Here is a 17,140-nt window from a genome sequence, read left to right on the forward strand (position 1 = left end):
AAAGGGAGGGATAGATATGTCTCGTATTGGCAAGCTGCCCGTGACCGTTCCTGCCGGAGTCGATGTGACCATCGACGGCACGACGGTGACGGCGAAAGGGGCGAAGGGCGAACTGACCCGCACCTTCCCCGAGATCATGACCATCAAGCGGGAGGGCGACGACATCATCGTCGAGCGTCCGAACGACTCCCGCGAAGCGAAGGCCTACCACGGCCTCGTGCGCACGCTCATCGCCAACATGGTGGAGGGCGTGTCTGCCGGCTTCTCCAAGAAGCTGCAGCTCGTGGGCGTCGGCTACCGTGCCGCGCTCAAGGGCAAGGATCTTGAGATGCAGCTCGGCTTCTCCCATCCCGTGCTGGTGGAGGCTCCCGAGAACATCACGTTCGAGGTGCCCAGCCAGACCGAGATCATCGTGAGCGGTCCTTCCAAGGAGCAGGTCGGCCAGGTTGCCGCGAACATCCGCAAGTGGCGCAAGCCGGAGCCCTACAAGGGCAAGGGCATTCGCTATGAGGGCGAGCATGTCCGCCGCAAGGTCGGCAAGGCCGGCAAGGACTAGGCGCGAGCCGCGAACGACTGAGATCGAAGGGATTATCATGAACAAGCTTCAGAAAAAGCAGGCTGCGCTGGCTCGTCGCCATCGTCGCGTTCGCGGAAAGATCGCCGGTACGGCGGCTCGTCCCCGCGTGTGCGTCACGCGCAGCAACTCCAACATGTACGTGCAGGTGATCGACGACGTCGCCGGCAAGACGATCTGCGGCGTTTCCACGCTCGGCCCCGATTTCAAGGCTACGGGCAAGAGCGGCGCGACCGTCGAGGGCGCTGCCGCCCTGGGCGCGATCGTGGGCAAGAAGGCGCAGGAATCCGGTGTCACGGAAGTCGTGTTCGACCGTGGCGGCAACCTGTATCACGGGCGCATCAAGGCTTTGGCCGATGCCGCTCGCGAAGCAGGCTTGAAATTCTAGAAGGGGTTAAGGTCTATGGCTCGTAACAAACAAGACAACGCCGCGGTCCCCGAGCTTCAGGAGCGCGTCGTCTACATCAACCGCGTGTCGAAGGTTGTCAAGGGCGGCCGCCGCTTCGCGCTCACCGCGCTCGTGGTGGTCGGCGACGGCAACGGTCGCGTCGGCGTGGGCATGGGCAAGTCCCAGGAAGTGCCCATCGCCATCAAGAAGGGCGTCGAGGACGCGAAGAAGAACATGTTCAGCGTACCGCTGACGGCCGAGAAGACGCTGCCGCACGAGATCATCGGCGAGTACGGTGCCGGTCGCGTGCTCATCAAGCCGGCTACGCCCGGTACCGGCGTTATCGCCGGCGGCGCGGCTCGTGCGGTCATGGAGCTGGCGGGCGTCACCGACTGCTTCGCCAAGTCGCTCGGCACCGACAACGTGATGAACGTGGTCAAGGCCACCGCCGAGGGTCTCAAGAACATGGAGAGCCCCGAGCAGGTTTCCGAGCGTCGCGGCATGTCCGTCTCCAAGATCTACGGCTGGAAGGAGAAGAACTAATGGCTGACGCAAAGAAGACCCTGCGCATCACCCAGGTGAAAAGCTCCATCGGCTACAAGGACGACCAGGGCAAGACCCTGCGCGCGCTTGGCCTCGGCAAGATCAACCGCTCCGTGGAGCAGGTGGACAACGAGTCCGTCCGCGGCATGATCTTCAAGGTGAAGCACTTGGTCAAGGTCGAAGAGATCTAATCTTCGTGGTGCTTGGCAGGTAGGATATAATGATTCGTCGGCGTGCCGCAACGGCACGCCGATGGTCGATTTACGGAAGTTTGCTGGCGGCGAGCTGCCAGCGCCGGGAAGGGTCCCGGACAGCGAAAGAAGGAGAAACTAACATGGAACTCAAGGATCTCAAGCCGGCTGAAGGTTCGCGCAAGCCCCGCAAGCGCGTGGGTCGCGGTCCCGCGTCGGGCACGGGCAAGACGTCCGGTCGCGGTATGAACGGCCAGAAGTCGCGTGCTGGCGGCGGCAAGGGTGCAGGCTTCGAGGGCGGTCAGACGCCGCTCGCCCGTCGTCTGCCGAAGCTCCCGGGCTTCAAGAACATCAACCACGTGGAGTACCTGCCCGTCAACGTGAAGCGTCTCGAGGAGACCTTCGAGGCCGGCGACGTGGTGAACGGCGAAAGCCTCAAGGCCAAGGGCATCATCAAGCACGCCGACGCGCTCGTGAAGGTGCTGGGCGACGGCGAGATCACCAAGGCTCTCACCGTGCAGGTGGATAAGGTGTCTGCTTCCGCCAAGGCGAAGATCGAAGCAGCCGGAGGAAAGGTCGAAGAGCCTTGCTAAGCTCGATCATCGATGCATTCAAGGTACCGGAGCTGCGCAAGAAGATCTTGTTCACTCTGGCTATCCTCGCGCTGTATCGTTTCGGCGCGTACGTGCCGGTGCCCGGCATCCCGTTCAACGAGTTCGCGAACTCGTTCCAGGACTCGGGCGTGTCCATGACCATGCTCGACCTGTTCACGGGCGGTGCGTTGTCGAACTTCTCGGTGTTCTCGCTGGGCATCATGCCCTACATCACGGCATCGATCATCATGCAGCTGATGCAGGGCGTCATCCCCGCCATCGGGCGCTGGGCTAAGGAAGGCGAGACGGGTCGTCGCAAGATCACGCAGATCACGCGTTACCTGACGTTGGGTCTGGGTCTGATCAATGCCATCGGCTACCTGCTGCTGTTCAAGTCGCCGCAGTACGGCGTGGTGTTCTCCACGGAGGTGCCGGAGATCCTCACCGACATCCTCGTCGTGTTCACGCTCGTGGCGGGCACTGCGTTCATCATGTGGATGGGCGAGCTTATCACGCAGCGCGGCATCGGCAACGGCATGTCGCTCATCATCTTCGTGAGCATCGTGTCGCGCGTGCCGAGCGCCATCTTCTCGTCGATGAACCTCACGGCCGATACCACTATGGGCGTCGCGATTACGGTGGTCACCCTGCTTGTGGTGCTTGCCTGCATTCCCGCGATCATCTTCGTGGAGCGTGCGCAGCGTCGCATCCCGGTGAACTATGCCAAGCGCGTGCAGGGTCGCAAGATGATGGGCGGCCAGTCCACCTACATTCCCCTCAAGGTGAATGCGGCGGGCGTCATCCCGATCATCTTCGCGAGCTGCCTGATCTACTTCCCGGCGCAGCTGGCGGCCCTGTTCAACGTGGGCTGGCTGACGGCGGTGGCCGACGCCATCTCCACCGGCTGGGTCAACTGGATCCTCACCGTGCTGCTCATCGTGTTCTTCGCGTACTTCTACACCTCCATGGTGTTCAATCCGGAGGAGACGGCCGACAACCTGCGCAAGCAGGGCGGCTTCATCCCCGGTGTGCGTCCGGGCACGGCGACGGTGACCTATATCAAGAACGTGCTGCATCGCGTCACGCTGCCTGGCGGCATCTTCATCGCCGCCATCGCGGTGGTGCCGACGATCATCTTCTACTTCACCGGCAATACGCTCATCCAGGCGTTCGGCGGCACTTCGATCCTCATCATGATCGGCGTGGCCCTCGACACCATGAACAAGGTGGAAAGCCAGCTGAAGATGCATAACTACGAAGGTTTCTTCAAATAGGGAAGCGGTAAATGTAAAAGCCCTGATCAGATAACTGGTCAGGGCTTTTTTTATGCGCCAGGACCGCCGATTTGTACAATATTTGTACAAATCGGATCCACTGGCCTTGCGGCCAACGGAACAAGGCACCTCGGGGCTTCTCGCTGTCTTTACGAACGACCTGCGAGTTTATTATGCGCCCTTCGGGGCGCATTCGTTCGCTCTGCCTGTCTTTCTGTTGAAATGCGCGCGTACGGCGTAGGGCTTTGATACAATACGGCGCATCGATTGTATGTCGAAAGGATTGAACCATCATGAATATCGTGTTGTTAGGGGCGCCGGGTGCTGGTAAGGGTACGCAGGCGGCCAAGCTGGTTGAAGAGTTCGGCACGCCGCACATCTCCACGGGCGACATGCTGCGCGCTGCCGTAAAGGCCGGCACGCCGCTGGGGCAGAAGGCGAAGTCTTTCATGGACGCGGGCGACCTCGTGCCCGACGATGTCATCATCGGCTTGGTCACCGAGCGCCTGCAGGATCCGGACACCGAGAAGGGCTTCATCCTCGACGGCTTCCCGCGCACGTCCGCCCAGGCGGTCGCGCTCGACGCCGAGCTGTCCAAGCTGGGACGCCCGCTGGACGCGGCGCTGCTCGTGGACGTGGATCCCGAGGTCATCGTCAAGCGCCTCACCTCGCGTCGCATGTGCCGCGACTGCAACTACATCGGCACCGCCGCCGACGAGACCTGCCCCAAGTGCGGTGGCGAGATGTACCAGCGCGACGACGACAACGAGGCCACGGTGCGCAACCGCCTCGACGTGTACGAGAAGTCCACGGCTCCGCTGATCGACTACTATCGCGGCTGCGACCTGCTCGTCTCCATCGACGGCGATCGCGATCCGAACGTGGTGTACGCCGACGTGAAGCAGGCGCTTGGTCTGTAAAGCGCGTCCGCGCGCTTTTTGCACGCAATCTTGAAGGCGGACGGGGCTTGAGCTGCCTCGCCCGCCTTTTTTCATCTATAATTCCATACCAATATGCCGACCGTACGCCAGAACATAGCCTATGCCTACAACGGCTTCATGAGCAGGCACCGCTTGGCGGCGGTTCACCTGATCAAGAGCGCGCTTGCCATCGTACTGATCTCGCTTCTGCTCGAGACGTTCCTGTTCAACATCAACTACTTCACGTCGGCGAACTACAACACCATCTCGCTGAACGACAAGCTCACCTTGCAGGAGACCGTTGACGACCAGTACAAGGTGACCGCGGTGAACCACGTGCTGGAGTTCTCGAACCTCAACACCGAGGTGCACAACATCTGGCTGAACTTCGACTACCGGCAGCCTGCGCAGGATCTGACGGTGAAGATCCAGTTCACTGACGACGCGCACCATACGTACTTCGACTCCACGGAGTACACGGTAGGCGTGCCACCGGTGGGGGTGTCCACGTTCAGCGATCAGAGCGAGTACATCAACCTCAACACGACGGGCCTCGTGAAGAACCTGCGTATCGAGATCGCGGGCGACGACGTGAGCTATCCCATCAAGCTGAGCGACATCGTCCTCAACGCGCATCACCCGTTCGACTTCAACACGACGCGCTTCTTCGTCTGCATGGGCCTGCTGGCGTTGGCGTTCGCGTTCCGTCCGGGCTCGGCCATCTACCGCATCGGCATCGTCAGCGAGCCGCGCAAGTCGAAGGCCGCCATCGTCGCAACGGTGGCTATCGAGGTGTGTCTGCTGGGCTCGTTCCTGTTCCTGGGATCGAATCTCGTGGGCGTGGCCACGCAAAGCTACAACAGCGGCTCGTGGGACGGCAAGAGCCTGGTCAACGTATTCGAGGTGGGCGGTGACAACGCGCAGCAGTACGCGGAATTGGCGAAGGCCATGGCTCGCGGCCAGCTGTACCTGGAGGAGGAGCCGCCGCAGTGGCTGCAAGACTCCAACGACCCCTACGACAAGGGCGCGCGCGACGAGATGCAGAAGGAGACGGGAGAGCCCTATCTTTTCGACGTGGCGTATTATAACGGGCACTACTACGTGTACTTCGGCGTGGTGCCGGTCATATTGTTCTACCTGCCGTTCTACTTGCTGACGGGCGCGAATTTCCCCACGGCCATCGGCGTGCTGATCGCCGTCGTGGCGTTCGTGTTGGGATGCTCGGCGCTGTTGGACCGGTTCGCGCGCTACCACTTCAAACGGGTGAGCTTGGGGTTGTACCTGTTGCTGCAGATACCGCTGGTCATGTGCTGCGGCGTGCTGTACCTGCTGAAGTTCCCGACGTTCTACTCGCTGCCCATCGCACTGGGCCTGGCGTTCTCGGTGTGGGGCCTGTACTTCTGGATGAAGGGGCGCGCTTCGGCGGGACCCGAGAAGTGGTACCTTGCGGGATCGCTGTGCATGGCGCTGGTCGCGGGATGCCGCCCGCAGCTGCTGGTGCTGTCGTTGGTGGCGTTTCCGTTGTTCTGGCGCGCGTACATCACCAAGCGCCGGCTGCTCACCCCGCGTGGCGCACGCGAGTTCGCCTGCCTCATCGCGCCCTACCTCGTGGTGGCGGCCGGCCTGATGGCGTACAACCATGCGCGCTTCGGCTCGTTCACGGACTTCGGGGCGAACTACAACCTCACGGTGAACGACATGACGAAGCGCGGGTGGAACATCGGGCGTTTGGCCCCGGCGCTGTTCGCTTACTTCCTGCAACCGCCCAGCGCAACGGGCGTGTTCCCGTATTTGCAGCCGGCGCCGTTCGATACCACGTACATGGGGCAGACCATCAAGGAAGTCACCTTCGGCGGCATCTTCGCGTGCCTGCCGGTGCTGTGGGTGCTGCCGTTCGCGAAGCGCGTCCTGCAGCTGCGCATGAGCCAGCGCTCCACGCGCACCATCGCGGGCGTCATCGTCGTGCTGCTGCTGGGCGGCGTCATCGTGGCGCTGGCCGATGCGGAGATGGCCGGCATCCTGCAACGATACTTCGCCGACTTCAGCTTCATGTTCTTGGCCGCGGTGGTGCTGCTCGTGTTTATCGTGAACGAGAACCTGCAGCCCGGTTCGACCGTGCAGAACCTGCTCATGAAGGTGCTGCTCGTGCTGGTGGCCGTGTCGGTGCTGTACAGCGCGCTTCTGTGCTTCGTGCCCGAGACGGGCTGGTACTCCGACGTGTATCCGTGGGCGTACCGCGACATCATCGAAACCGCGCAGTTCTGGACATAGATCCGTATCCGTATCCGTATCCGCATCCGTTCGATCCGAGAGAAGAGAGGTTCCATGGAATTCATCATCGCCGAGAGCACCGAGGATATGAGCCGTCGCGCCGCCGACCGCATCGCGTCGTTCGTCGAGGCCGACCCGTCGTGCGTGCTGGGGCTGGCCACGGGCACGACGCCCATCGGCTTGTACGCGTGCCTCGTTGACGATTGCGCGCAGGGCAAGATCAGCTTCGCCGACGTGACCACGTTCAACCTGGACGAGTATCGCGGCCTCGATCCCGAGCACGATCAGAGCTACCGCTACTTCATGAAGAAGCACCTGTTCGATCATGTGGACATCGATCAGGCACGCACGCATGTGCCCGAGGGCTCGAACCCCGATGCCGAGGCCGTGTGCGCAGTCTACGAACAGGCCATCGAAGAGGCGGGCGGCATCGATTTGCAGCTGCTCGGCCTCGGCCCGAACGGGCACATCGGCTTCAACGAGCCCGAGGACACGTTCCCGAAGGCCACGCACTGCGTGGATCTCACCGAGAGCACCATCCAGGCGAACAGCCGCCTGTTCGACCGCGTTGAAGACGTGCCGCGCCAGGCGTACACCATGGGCATCGGCACCATCATGGCCGCGCGCAGCGTGCTCGTGGTGGTGGAGGGTTCCCACAAGGCCGAGATCGTGAAGAAGGCGTTCTTCGGCCCGGTCACGCCCGAAGTGCCGGCGTCCATCCTGCAGTTCCATCCCGATGCCACCGTCATCGTCGATCCGGCAGCGGGTGCGCTGTGCAAGTAAGGGGCGGCTCGGTTCTGACGGGCGCGGGATTCGCGTCCGCCGACATCGTCATCGAAGGCGAGCGCTTCGCGGTTGTCGACCCGCAGGGCACTGCGGCGACGGCGGCTGACGGTCAGGTGCTCGACGCGTCGGGATGCTACGTCGTTCCGGGCCTCATCGACCTGCATTTCCATGGATGCGTGGGGCACGACTTCTGCGACGGCACCGAAGAGGCCATCGACGCCATCGCGCGGCACGAGGCCTCGTGCGGCGTGACGGCCATCTGCCCGGCCACGATGACCTATCCCGAAGACGTGCTGGCTCCCATCATGGATGCCGCGGCCTCCTACGAGGCGAAGCGCGACGGGGCGGCGCTCGTGGGCATCAACATGGAGGGTCCCTACATCTCGCCCGGCAACATCGGCGCGCAGAACCCTGCCTACCTCCATCTGCCCGACGAGGCGATGTTCCGTCGCTTGCAGGAACGTTCGGGCAATCTCATCAAATTGGTCGACGTGGCGCCCGAGGTGGACGGCGCGCTCGATTTCATCCGCTCGGTGTCGTCCGACGTGCGCGTGTCCATCGCGCATACGCAGGCCGACTACGATACCGCGTGCGCGGCCATCGAAGCCGGCGCTCGGCAGATGACGCACCTGTGCAACGCCATGCCGCCGCTGCACCACCGCAAGCCCGGCCCCATCGGCGCGGCGTTCGACCATTCGGAGGTGATGCCCGAGCTTATCGCCGACGGGGTGCATATCCATCCGTCCATGGTGCGTCTCCTGTTCGCCGCTTTCGGAGCCGATAGGGTCATCCTTATCAGCGACTCGATGATGGCGACGGGCCTCGACGACGGCGAGTACTCGCTGGGCGGCCAGGATGTCACCGTGCGGGGCAACGTCGCCACGCTGCGCAGCGGCACTATCGCGGGCTCGGCCACCGACCTCATGGCGTGTGTGCGCGTCGCCGTACGCGACATGGGCATCCCGCTGGATGCAGCTGTTCGGGCCGCCAGCGCCAATCCTGCCCGCGCGTTGGGGCTGGAAGGGGAGCGCGGCAGCATCGAGGTCGGCAAGATCGCCGACGCCGTGGTGCTCGATGAGAACCTCCGCGTGCGCCACGTGATCCTGCGAGGCGAGCTGCTGGGGTAGCTTTCTGCGTTCATCGCGCCGGGCGAGGGCTCGGCAGCGGGGCGAAGGGTTCCGTGCGGAGGCGACCGACGCTCTCGGCCGCTCTGTGCAGAGCCCTTCGCCCTTTGCCGTTTTTCGGGGGAGGCGGCAGCCGGCGGCGCTACCGTTCGGTGACGCTTCATTCTCTTTGACGGCTTTCCGGTTTCTTCTTGGCATGCTCGTCCTATACTCTACTTTTTTCGTCGGATAAACGAGGAAGGGCGTTGCCTATGTCGATGGAGGTGCTGGTGCCCGTCGCAGGTATCTTGGCGGTGTTCGCTGCCATGCTCGTCGTGCTCAAGATCATGCGATCGAAGGGCCTAAGCTTCACGGCGAGGGTGTTCACCGCGCTCGGGCTGGGCGTCCTGCTAGGTTTGGGAATCCAGCTGTTGCTCGGCCGCGACGGGGATGCTGCCACGACGGCGCTCGACTGGATATCCATCGTGGGGCAGGGTTATATCGGCTTGTTGAAGATGCTCGTCATGCCGCTCGTGTTCGTGGCCATCGTCGGGGCGTTCACGCGCGCGGAGGTCACCGAGCACTTCGGGCGCATCGCCTTCGCGGTGTTGGCCGTGCTGCTGGGCACGGTGACCGTTGCGGCCGTGCTAGGCTGGGGTGCGACGGTTCTGACCGGGCTTGCGCATGCGGGCTTCCTCGATGCCGCGACCACCGATGCCGCCGAGCTTTCGTCGCTCGCCTCCCAGCAGAGCGAGGCTGCCAGCCTTACGCTGCCGCAGGAAATCCTCTCGTTCATCCCGACGAACCCCTTCGCCGACCTCGCTGGCGCCCGATCCACCTCCACCATCGCGGTCGTCATCTTCTCGGCCATCCTCGGCGTCGCATATATCGGGTTGCGCGATAAAGACGTTGACCAGGCAGACTTCTTCAAGAGCCTCATCGACAGCCTGTACGGCATCGTCATGCGGATAGTGGCCATGGTGCTAGGGCTCACCCCGTACGGTATCCTCGCGCTCATCGCGAAGGTGATGGCCGCGAGCGATTACCGCGCCATCCTCGGACTGGGAAAGTTCGTGCTCGTGTCTTACGGCGCGTTGCTGGCGGTGCTGTGCGTGCATTGTCTCATCTTGCTGGCGAACCGTGTGAATCCGGCGACCTACTTCAAGAAGGCGTTTCCCGTGCTCAGCTTCGCGTTCGTATCGCGTTCGAGCGCGGGCGCGCTGCCGCTCAACATCGAGACGCAGCATAAAGCCCTGGGCGTGGACAGCGCGTCGGCGAACCTCGCGGCAAGCTTCGGCATGTCTATCGGGCAGAACGGGTGCGCGGGCGTGTACCCGGCGATGCTGGCCACCATCGTGGCGCCTACCGTAGGCATCGACGTGCTGTCTCCTACGTTCTTCGTGCCGCTCATCGCCGTGGTGGCCATCAGCTCGTTCGGTGTGGCAGGAGTGGGCGGGGGAGCGACGTTCGCCTCGCTCATCGTGTTGGGGACGATGGGGCTTCCTATCGAGGTGGTGGCCGTCCTCGCATCCGTGGAGCCGCTCATCGACATGGGTCGCACCGCCCTCAACGTCAGCGACTCCATGGTGGCGGGCATTACAGCCTCGCATGTTGCGGGCGGCCTCGACCGCTCGGTTCTGGACGATCCGGAGGCGCGTGTCACCGCCGAGGCGCACGTGAGCTGACGGGCATGAAAAAAGCCCTGGAGGGGGATGATCCCCTCCAGGGCTTCGCGCATCGGATTCGGCGCGTCCTAGCCGATGGCGTCGGCGAACCAGGAAGTGATGGACTGCGGGTGGGTGATGGCCGTCCCCACCACGATGGCGAAGGCTCCCGCCTCCATGGCCGCCTGCGCATCGGCGAGCGTGTGGATGCGACCCTCGCAGAACACGGGCACGTCGCCCGCCGCGGCGACGGCCTCGCGCAGGAACTCGAGGTCGGGGCCGGCGGTTTTCTCGCGGCCGCCGGGCACGTAGCCCGCCAGGGTGGTGGACACGATGTCCGCACCGGCTTCGAGCGCCCGCTGCACGTCGTCCATGCAGGAGCAGTCGGCCATGATCAGCGTTTCACCGCGCAAAGCCTCCACGGTCTCCTCGAAGGTGCGACCGTCGAGGCGGGGGCGTGCCGTGGCATCGATGGCCACCACGTCGGAGCCGGCGGCGATGCAGGCGCGCGCGTGGCGCAGCGTCGGCGTGATGTAGACGCCGTCGTGCCCCTCTTTCCAAAGGCCGATGACGGGGATTTCCACCTGGCCTTTGATGGCGGCGATGTCGGCAAGGCCTTGGCAGCGGATAGCGGCTGCGCCGCCGCGTTCGGCGGACAGGGCAACCTGCGCCATGGTTTCGGGGTGGCGCATCGGCTCGCCCACGTAGGCCTGGCAGCTGACGATGAGCTTGCCTTGCAGGGAGGAAATCAGGGGATCGGTCATGATCGTCCTTTCAGGGTATCGAGCAGGTATTCGGCGGCTCCGATGAGCGGGGCTCGGCTGCCGAGCGCGGCATCGACGATGGGCAGGCCGTGCATCACGGAAGGCGCCTGTCGCTCGAAGCCTTCTTGCAGGGCGGCTCGCCAGGCTTTTCCGGCGTTGCATACCGAGCCTGAGAGCACGACAAGTTCCGGATCCAGCAGATCCGTCCAGGTTGCGATGGCTTCGCCGAGCACCGCGCCCGCCTCCAGAATGATGCGGCGTGCCAGCTCCTCGCCGTCTGCGGCGCGCCTGGCTATCTCGTCTCCCGCAAGGCGTTCGCCTCCTGCTGCGACGTAACGGGCTTCGATTCCGCTGCCGGCCGCGATGGATTCAAGCTCGCTGGCGGTGCCGCAGGCGCGCGGCGTGCCCAGCGCATCGGGGCAGGGCGTTCGCCCCAGCTCGCCTGCGAACCCGTGCGCGCCTAGCAGCACGCGGCCGTTCGCCACGATGCCGCCGCCGAGCCCGGTGCCCGCTGCGATAACGAAGCAGGTTTGAGCGCCGCGGGCAGCGCCCCAACGAGCTTCGCCGAGCGCATGAGCCTTCACGTCGTTGAGCACGGCCACGGGAAGGCCGAGCGACGCGCTCAGACGCTCGGCTACGGGCTGACCGGTCCAGCCGGGCATGAGCTCGTTGGCGAACGCGATGCCGCCCGTGCGCACGTCCACGAGCCCGGCCGTCCCCACGCCGATGCCGACAACGTCGTCTTCGGCATCGGCTACCACGTCGGCCACGAGCGAGGCCAGGGTGTCCAGCACGGCGCTGCCGCCGCGCTGGGCTTCCGTGGGAACGCTGCGCAGGGCGTCCACCGTCGGCGCCGCATCGGCGGCGGAATAGCGCACGAGCGCACCCGCCATCTTCGTGCCGCCCACGTCGAAGGCGGCAATCGTGCATGGATGTTCGACGCTCATGCGGCGCTCACGCTACTTGCAAGCCGGAGCGCCGGGCGAGACGGGGCACGCATCCCAGTGCGCCTGGCGGATCGGCGCGTCGGCGTCCATGAGTCCCGCGCGCTTCAGCACGGCGACGATCTGCTCCACGTCCTCGCCTTCGAGCGCGCACACGGGCTCGCGCATCTGGTTCGTGTTGAACACGCCCATCTGCCACAGCGCCGTCTTGAACGCGCCCACGCCCGCGCCGAAGCCCACGGTGGCCTTCACCTCGCGCGTGACGTACATGAGGCGTGCGAGGTGATTCTGGATCTCGCGCACGCGCTCCCAGTCGCCGGCTTGCGCGGCGCGCCACTGCTCCACGTAGCTTGCCGGATCGATGTTCGCCAGACCCGGAACCGAGCCGTCGGCACCGCCCAGGTAGGCGCCGTCCACGACCACCTCGTGGCCGGTCAGCACTTGCAGCGGGTGGCCGGCGTCCTCGTTCTGCAGGCACAGCCAGCGGAACGACACGTCGTCGCCCGAAGAGTCCTTCACGCCCTGCAGCACGCCGTCCTCGCCGAGGCGCACGAGCATCGTGGGATCGAGCTTCGTGTGCACGCAAGCGGGCAGGTCGTAGGCGAACAGCGGCAGGTCGGTGTGCTCGCGGATGGCGCGGAAGTGGCGTTCCACCTCTTTGGGACCGCCGAGGGCGTAGAAGGGGGCGGTTGCCACGAGGGCGTCCACGCCGTAGCCCGTCGCGCGCTTGGCCTGGTCGACCACGCGCATGGTTTCCATGTCGATGATGCCCGTGAGCACCGGTACGCGGCCGTGCACCATGGCGATGGCCTCTTGCAGAACGTGGTAGCGCTGCGCGTCGGTGAGGAAGGCAACCTCGCCCGAGGATCCCAGGAAGAACAGACCGTCGACGCCCGCGTCGATCATGCGGTTGATGGAGCGCTCGAGCGCCTCGAGGTCGAGCTGGCGCTTCTCGGTCAGCGGAATGACGACGGGGGGAATGACGCCGCGAAACGGTGAATCAGTCATAGGAGCAAGCCTCTCTCTGTTCGTCGGTAAACGGTAAAAGGGTAAACTCCCTCAGCGTAAGCGTCAACGCAAGAGGGCAGGTCGCCACATAAAAAGCGCCCCCGGTTCAACCGAGGGCGCAGGGGAAACGTCGTAAGCTTACTTGCCCAATTCGGGATGCAGAAGCGACGGAGCCGCTCCCAGAAGCAGCTTGGTGTAGGCGTCTTTCGGGTGCTCGAACACGTCCTTCGCCGCGCCGCGCTCCACGGCCTCTCCGGCGTTCATCACGATGATCTGGTCGGAAATGTAGCGCACCGTCTGGATGTCGTGGCTGATGAACACCATGGACAGGCCCAAGTCGCGCTTGAGATCCATCAGCAGGTTCAAAATCTGCGCGCGCACCGACACGTCGAGGGCGCTGGTGGGCTCGTCGGCAATGATGGCGTCGGGCTCAAGCGACAGGGCGCGCGCGATGGCCACGCGCTGGCGCTGGCCGCCGGACAGCTGGCCCGGCAGGGCATCCAGCACGGAGTTCGGCAGGCCCACCATCTCGATGAGGTCGAGCACGCGGCGCTCGCGGGACGTCTTGTCGCCCACCTTGTGCACCACGAGCGGATCCATCAGCTGGTCGTGCACGCTCATGCGCGCGTTCAGCGCCGTGGCCGGATCCTGGAACACCACCGAGATCACGCGGCCGATGAGACGGCGCTGCGCAGCCGAGCGCTTCGTCACGTCCTCGCCCTTGAAGAACACCTTGCCCGACGTGGGCTGTTGCAAACCGCACATCACGTTGGCCGTGGTGGACTTGCCGCAGCCGGATTCGCCCACGATGCCCAAGGTTTCGCCGGGCATGAGCTTGAGGGTGAGGCCGCGCACGGCCTGCACTTTGTTCGGATGCAGGATGGAGCCCGTGCGCGTTTTGAACGTCACGCGGATGTCGTCGAGGAAGATGATGGGGGTGGGTTCTCCCGCTCCCGTTGCGGGCTGGACGCCCGCGTTCACGCGTTCCTGCTCGCTCATATGATGGCACCTCCTGGGACGTACGGTTTGATGCCGAGGCGCTTGAGCTCGCTGTCGGGCAGCTCGGCGTAGTAGTGGTCGGAGTCGGACACGCGCTTGAGCACGGGGCGCAGCTGGGACACCTTGTCAGGATGGCTGGAGCGCGGCGTGAAGCGGTCGCCCTCGGGGAAGTCCTTCGGGCTGGGGACGCTGCCGGGCACCTGGTGCAGGCGCGTTCCGCCGGCTTCGATGGACAGCACCGAACCCAAGAGACCGCGGGTGTATTCGTGCACGGGATGGCACAGGATGTCGGACACCGGGCCCTGTTCGACCACCTGGCCGGCGTACATGACCGTGATGGAGTTGGCCACCTCGGCGACGAGCGCCAGGTCGTGGCTCACGAACACCATCGCGAAGCCCAGCTCCTTCTGCAGCTTGTTCAACAGGTCGATGACCTGCTTCTGCACGGTCACGTCGAGAGCCGTAGTGGGTTCGTCGGCGATGATGAGCTTCGGGTCGCGCGTCAGCGCCATGGCGATGAGCACGCGCTGGCGCTGGCCGCCGGACAGTTCGTGGGGGTAGGAGTCAAGCGTGCGCTTCGGATCGAGTCCTACCAGCTCCAGCAGCTCCTCGGCCGTGCGGGTTCCTCCGCGCTTCGTGAGCTGCTTCATTTGGGCTTTGATCAGCATGGACGGGTTCAACGAAGAGAGCGCGTCCTGGTAGATCATGGCGATTTCGCGACCGCGCAAGGCGTTCATCTGCTTCTGATCCATGTTCAGCAGGTTCTGGCCGTCGTAGAGGATCTCTCCGGACACCTTCGCCTTCGGATCCAGCAGCCCCATGATGGTAAGGGAGGTGATGGACTTGCCGCAGCCGGACTCGCCCACAAGACCCATGGTCTGGCGCGGGCGCACCACGAAGCTCACGTGGTCGACCACGTTCACGTCGCCGTGGCGCGGGAACTTGATGCACAGATCCTTCACTTCCAGAATAGGCGGCACGTCGGTGCGCGCCTCGAAGCGGTCGGTGCGCGTCTTCTCAATCGCCTGAAGCTCGCTGAGGCGCTGTTCGAGCATCTCCGCCTGGGCGGCGTATGCCAGCGTGGGGTCGGCCACGAGCTTGTCGGCCTCGCGGTTCGCGCGGACGGCGGCGTCATCGGCCTTGACCGGGGCCTTGGGCGCGGCGGCCATGGCATCGGTGATGCCCTCGGACAGGATGTTCAGGCACAGCACGGTGATCATGATGGCCAGACCCGGGAATAGCGCCTGCCACCAACGACCGGCAAGCACGCCGCCGCGGGCGTCGGACAGGATGTTGCCCCACGTGGGTGTGGGCTCGGGAATGCCGGCCGAGATGAACGACAGCGACGCCTCGAATACGATGGCGTCGGCAACCAGCACGATGGTGAACACCATGACCGGGGCGATGCAGTTGCGGATGACGTGCTTCACGAGGATCCAGGGGGCGCGGGCGCCGGAAACGACGACGGCGCGCACGTAATCCTGATTGTACTCGCTCACCACGTTGGCGCGCACGATGCGGGCGATCTGCGGGATGTACAAAAAGCCGATCGCGAAGATGAGCGAGGGCACCGAGTTGCCGAACACGAGCACGAACGTGGCGGCCAGCGCGATACCGGGGAAGGACATGATGACGTCCAGGATGCGCATGATGACCTCGGACACCCATTTGCGCGCCACGGCGGCGACGGCGCCGATGATGGAGCCGCACACGAGGGCGAAGGCGGTGGCGCCCAGGCCGATGATCAGCGAGTAGCGCGCGCCGTACATCATACGCGACAGCACGTCGCGGCCCTTGTCGTCGGTGCCGAACAGGAACTGGGCATCGGGGGCTTGGCGTGCCGTGAAGATCTCAAGCGGGTTGTGCGGCGCCAGGATGTTGGCGAACACGGCGATCATGACGATCAGGATGAGCACGACGAGCGAGATGCGTGATCCGATGCTCATGGCCTTCCACCGGCGGAAATGCACCTTGCCGGGATTGGCTTCCATCTTATCAGTGAGGTTTCCTCGAAGTTTGACCATGTTGCTACACCGTCCTGATTCGCGGATCGATCAGGATATAAAGCATATCCACGATGATGTTGATGATGATGAAGGTGATGGCCACGCACAGCACGACGCCCTGCACGAGCATCGTGTAGCTGGACTGGATGCCCGAGAGGATGGCCATGCCCATGCCCGGGAGGTTGAAGATGACCTCGATGACCACGGCGCCGCCGATGAGGTAGCCGATGCGCAGGCCGAGCACCGTCACGGGCGTGATCAGCGCGTTGCGCAGCACGTTGCGGGCCACCACGACGCGCTTCGGGATGCCGGCGCCCAGCGCGGTGCGCACGTAGTCCTTGTCCAACTCTTCCACCATGGACGTGCGGATGACGCGCGTCAGCTGGCCGGCCACGGGAACGCCCAGCGCGATGGCAGGCATGGCCATGCGGGCCAGCCAACCGCCCGGATCGGCCGTCAGCGAGGGCAGCGGGCCGGAGGCGGGCAGCACGTGCAGCATCGAGGAGAACAGCAAAATCATGAGCACCGCCAGCCAGAACGACGGCGTGGCGATGCAGGCGATGGAGAACACGCGGATGATCTGGTCGGGCCATCGATCCCGATACAAGGCCGAGATCACGCCGAGAATCACTGCGATGACCACGCCGATGATGAGGCCGAAGAACGTCAACTGCAACGTGACGGGCAGAGCTTCGCCGATGCGATCGGCCACCGAGGCGTTGTTCGCGCCGTAGGTGCCGAGGTCGCCTTGTACGAGGCCGACGATGAAGTTACCGTATTGCACGAGGATGGGATCGTTCAATCCGTGCTCCTCGCGATACTGCTCGGCTTGGGCTTCAGTGGCGTTCTCGCCAAGGACCGAATACGCTTGGTCGATAGGAGAGAGTGCCATGATGAAGAAGACGAGGATGGTGACACCGAAGATCATGATCGGCAACGCTATGAGGCGTCGTCCGATTAATCGTAGCAGGTTGCTCACCGTATCCCCCTTTCGCTTCGTGGGCTCGAAAGCCCGCTTGCACTGACAAACTGCTGCCTGCATCGCGCGCGCAGGCGCGGTAAGGCGTAGACAACCAATGGTATTTTATATGATTCGCACTGATTATGCGGAG

At 64.2% G+C, this 17,140-nt stretch carries 17 protein-coding genes; 11 read left to right on the forward strand and 6 right to left on the reverse strand.

Going from position 1 to position 17,140, the window contains the following annotated elements; genetic code table 11:
- Positions 1–16: 16 nt before the first annotated feature.
- The 11 genes from rplF to GT590_RS03020 all read left to right on the forward strand — a co-directional run bounded on the left by rplF (position 17) and on the right by GT590_RS03020 (position 10,328).
- Complete coding sequence (gene rplF, locus GT590_RS02970; protein WP_009306341.1) at positions 17–556, forward strand: 50S ribosomal protein L6; 540 nt, start codon at positions 17–19, stop codon at positions 554–556.
- Positions 557–593: 37 nt separating this feature from the next.
- On the forward strand, positions 594–962 hold the full coding sequence (rplR, locus tag GT590_RS02975) for a 50S ribosomal protein L18 (RefSeq protein ID WP_009306340.1): 369 nt from the start codon (positions 594–596) through the stop codon (positions 960–962).
- A 15-nt stretch (positions 963–977) separates the two neighbouring features.
- Entirely contained in the window at positions 978–1,505 is a 528-nt protein-coding gene (rpsE, locus tag GT590_RS02980) for a 30S ribosomal protein S5 (protein ID WP_009306339.1), read from the forward strand.
- The gene (gene rpmD / locus GT590_RS02985; protein ID WP_114538263.1) at positions 1,505–1,696 is read left to right on the forward strand and encodes a 50S ribosomal protein L30; all 192 of its coding nucleotides are present in this window, start codon (positions 1,505–1,507) and stop codon (positions 1,694–1,696) included. The genes rpsE and rpmD overlap by 1 nt, the downstream gene beginning before the upstream one ends.
- 143 nt (positions 1,697–1,839) lie before the next feature.
- On the forward strand, positions 1,840–2,289 hold the full coding sequence (gene rplO / locus GT590_RS02990) for a 50S ribosomal protein L15 (RefSeq protein ID WP_009306337.1): 450 nt from the start codon (positions 1,840–1,842) through the stop codon (positions 2,287–2,289).
- The gene (gene secY / locus GT590_RS02995) at positions 2,283–3,563 is read left to right on the forward strand and encodes a preprotein translocase subunit SecY (protein WP_009607815.1); all 1,281 of its coding nucleotides are present in this window, start codon (positions 2,283–2,285) and stop codon (positions 3,561–3,563) included. Before rplO ends, secY begins: the two co-directional genes overlap by 7 nt.
- 293 nt (positions 3,564–3,856) lie before the next feature.
- On the forward strand, positions 3,857–4,483 hold the full coding sequence (locus GT590_RS03000) for an adenylate kinase (RefSeq protein ID WP_009306335.1): 627 nt from the start codon (positions 3,857–3,859) through the stop codon (positions 4,481–4,483).
- Positions 4,484–4,576: 93 nt separating this feature from the next.
- A complete protein-coding gene (locus GT590_RS03005) occupies positions 4,577–6,754 on the forward strand; it encodes a hypothetical protein (protein ID WP_009306334.1) in 2,178 nt (725 codons plus the stop codon).
- A gap of 54 nt (positions 6,755–6,808) precedes the next feature.
- The gene (gene nagB / locus GT590_RS03010) at positions 6,809–7,537 is read left to right on the forward strand and encodes a glucosamine-6-phosphate deaminase (RefSeq protein ID WP_009306333.1); all 729 of its coding nucleotides are present in this window, start codon (positions 6,809–6,811) and stop codon (positions 7,535–7,537) included.
- On the forward strand, positions 7,528–8,667 hold the full coding sequence (gene nagA, locus GT590_RS03015) for an N-acetylglucosamine-6-phosphate deacetylase (protein ID WP_114538261.1): 1,140 nt from the start codon (positions 7,528–7,530) through the stop codon (positions 8,665–8,667). Before nagB ends, nagA begins: the two co-directional genes overlap by 10 nt.
- Before the next feature lie 248 nt (positions 8,668–8,915).
- A complete protein-coding gene (locus GT590_RS03020; RefSeq protein WP_015760983.1) occupies positions 8,916–10,328 on the forward strand; it encodes an L-cystine transporter in 1,413 nt (470 codons plus the stop codon).
- A 68-nt stretch (positions 10,329–10,396) separates the two neighbouring features.
- Here the strand turns inward: GT590_RS03020 and GT590_RS03025 are convergent, their stop codons facing one another.
- The 6 genes from GT590_RS03025 to GT590_RS03050 form a co-directional block, all read right to left on the reverse strand.
- Entirely contained in the window at positions 10,397–11,071 is a 675-nt protein-coding gene (locus tag GT590_RS03025) for an N-acetylmannosamine-6-phosphate 2-epimerase (RefSeq protein ID WP_015760982.1), read from the reverse strand.
- Positions 11,068–12,018, reverse strand: coding sequence for an ROK family protein (locus tag GT590_RS03030; RefSeq protein WP_009306329.1), 951 nt, complete (start codon positions 12,016–12,018; stop codon positions 11,068–11,070). Before GT590_RS03030 ends, GT590_RS03025 begins: the two co-directional genes overlap by 4 nt.
- Before the next feature lie 12 nt (positions 12,019–12,030).
- On the reverse strand, positions 12,031–13,023 hold the full coding sequence (locus tag GT590_RS03035) for a dihydrodipicolinate synthase family protein (protein WP_009306328.1): 993 nt from the start codon (positions 13,021–13,023) through the stop codon (positions 12,031–12,033).
- A gap of 138 nt (positions 13,024–13,161) precedes the next feature.
- Positions 13,162–14,022 (reverse strand): ABC transporter ATP-binding protein, encoded by an 861-nt coding sequence (locus GT590_RS03040; RefSeq protein ID WP_009607794.1) that lies wholly within the window; start codon positions 14,020–14,022, stop codon positions 13,162–13,164.
- Positions 14,019–16,046, reverse strand: coding sequence for a dipeptide/oligopeptide/nickel ABC transporter permease/ATP-binding protein (locus tag GT590_RS03045; protein ID WP_015760981.1), 2,028 nt, complete (start codon positions 16,044–16,046; stop codon positions 14,019–14,021). The genes GT590_RS03040 and GT590_RS03045 overlap by 4 nt, the downstream gene beginning before the upstream one ends.
- A gap of 4 nt (positions 16,047–16,050) precedes the next feature.
- Complete coding sequence (locus GT590_RS03050) at positions 16,051–17,007, reverse strand: ABC transporter permease (RefSeq protein ID WP_009306325.1); 957 nt, start codon at positions 17,005–17,007, stop codon at positions 16,051–16,053.
- Positions 17,008–17,140 lie beyond the last annotated feature (133 nt).

Origin of the sequence: Eggerthella sp. BIOML-A1, from assembly GCF_009875595.1 — a bacterium.
GTDB classification, from domain to species: Bacteria; Actinomycetota; Coriobacteriia; order Coriobacteriales; family Eggerthellaceae; genus Eggerthella; species Eggerthella lenta.

Bases quoted from the DNA above. Each gene is read 5' to 3' on its own strand.
- GT590_RS03030 (WP_009306329.1), bottom strand. From the start codon at position 12,018: ATGAGCGTCGAACATCCATGCACGATTGCCGCCTTCGACGTGGGCGGC.
- GT590_RS03045 (WP_015760981.1), bottom strand. From the start codon at position 16,046: ATGGTCAAACTTCGAGGAAACCTCACTGATAAGATGGAAGCCAATCCC.
- GT590_RS03025 (WP_015760982.1), bottom strand. From the start codon at position 11,071: ATGACCGATCCCCTGATTTCCTCCCTGCAAGGCAAGCTCATCGTCAGC.
- rpsE (WP_009306339.1), top strand. From the start codon at position 978: ATGGCTCGTAACAAACAAGACAACGCCGCGGTCCCCGAGCTTCAGGAG.
- nagB (WP_009306333.1), top strand. From the start codon at position 6,809: ATGGAATTCATCATCGCCGAGAGCACCGAGGATATGAGCCGTCGCGCC.
- rpmD (WP_114538263.1), top strand. From the start codon at position 1,505: ATGGCTGACGCAAAGAAGACCCTGCGCATCACCCAGGTGAAAAGCTCC.
- GT590_RS03005 (WP_009306334.1), top strand. From the start codon at position 4,577: ATGCCGACCGTACGCCAGAACATAGCCTATGCCTACAACGGCTTCATG.
- rplR (WP_009306340.1), top strand. From the start codon at position 594: ATGAACAAGCTTCAGAAAAAGCAGGCTGCGCTGGCTCGTCGCCATCGT.
- rplO (WP_009306337.1), top strand. From the start codon at position 1,840: ATGGAACTCAAGGATCTCAAGCCGGCTGAAGGTTCGCGCAAGCCCCGC.
- GT590_RS03000 (WP_009306335.1), top strand. From the start codon at position 3,857: ATGAATATCGTGTTGTTAGGGGCGCCGGGTGCTGGTAAGGGTACGCAG.
- GT590_RS03035 (WP_009306328.1), bottom strand. From the start codon at position 13,023: ATGACTGATTCACCGTTTCGCGGCGTCATTCCCCCCGTCGTCATTCCG.
- rplF (WP_009306341.1), top strand. From the start codon at position 17: ATGTCTCGTATTGGCAAGCTGCCCGTGACCGTTCCTGCCGGAGTCGAT.
- GT590_RS03040 (WP_009607794.1), bottom strand. From the start codon at position 14,022: ATGAGCGAGCAGGAACGCGTGAACGCGGGCGTCCAGCCCGCAACGGGA.
- GT590_RS03020 (WP_015760983.1), top strand. From the start codon at position 8,916: ATGTCGATGGAGGTGCTGGTGCCCGTCGCAGGTATCTTGGCGGTGTTC.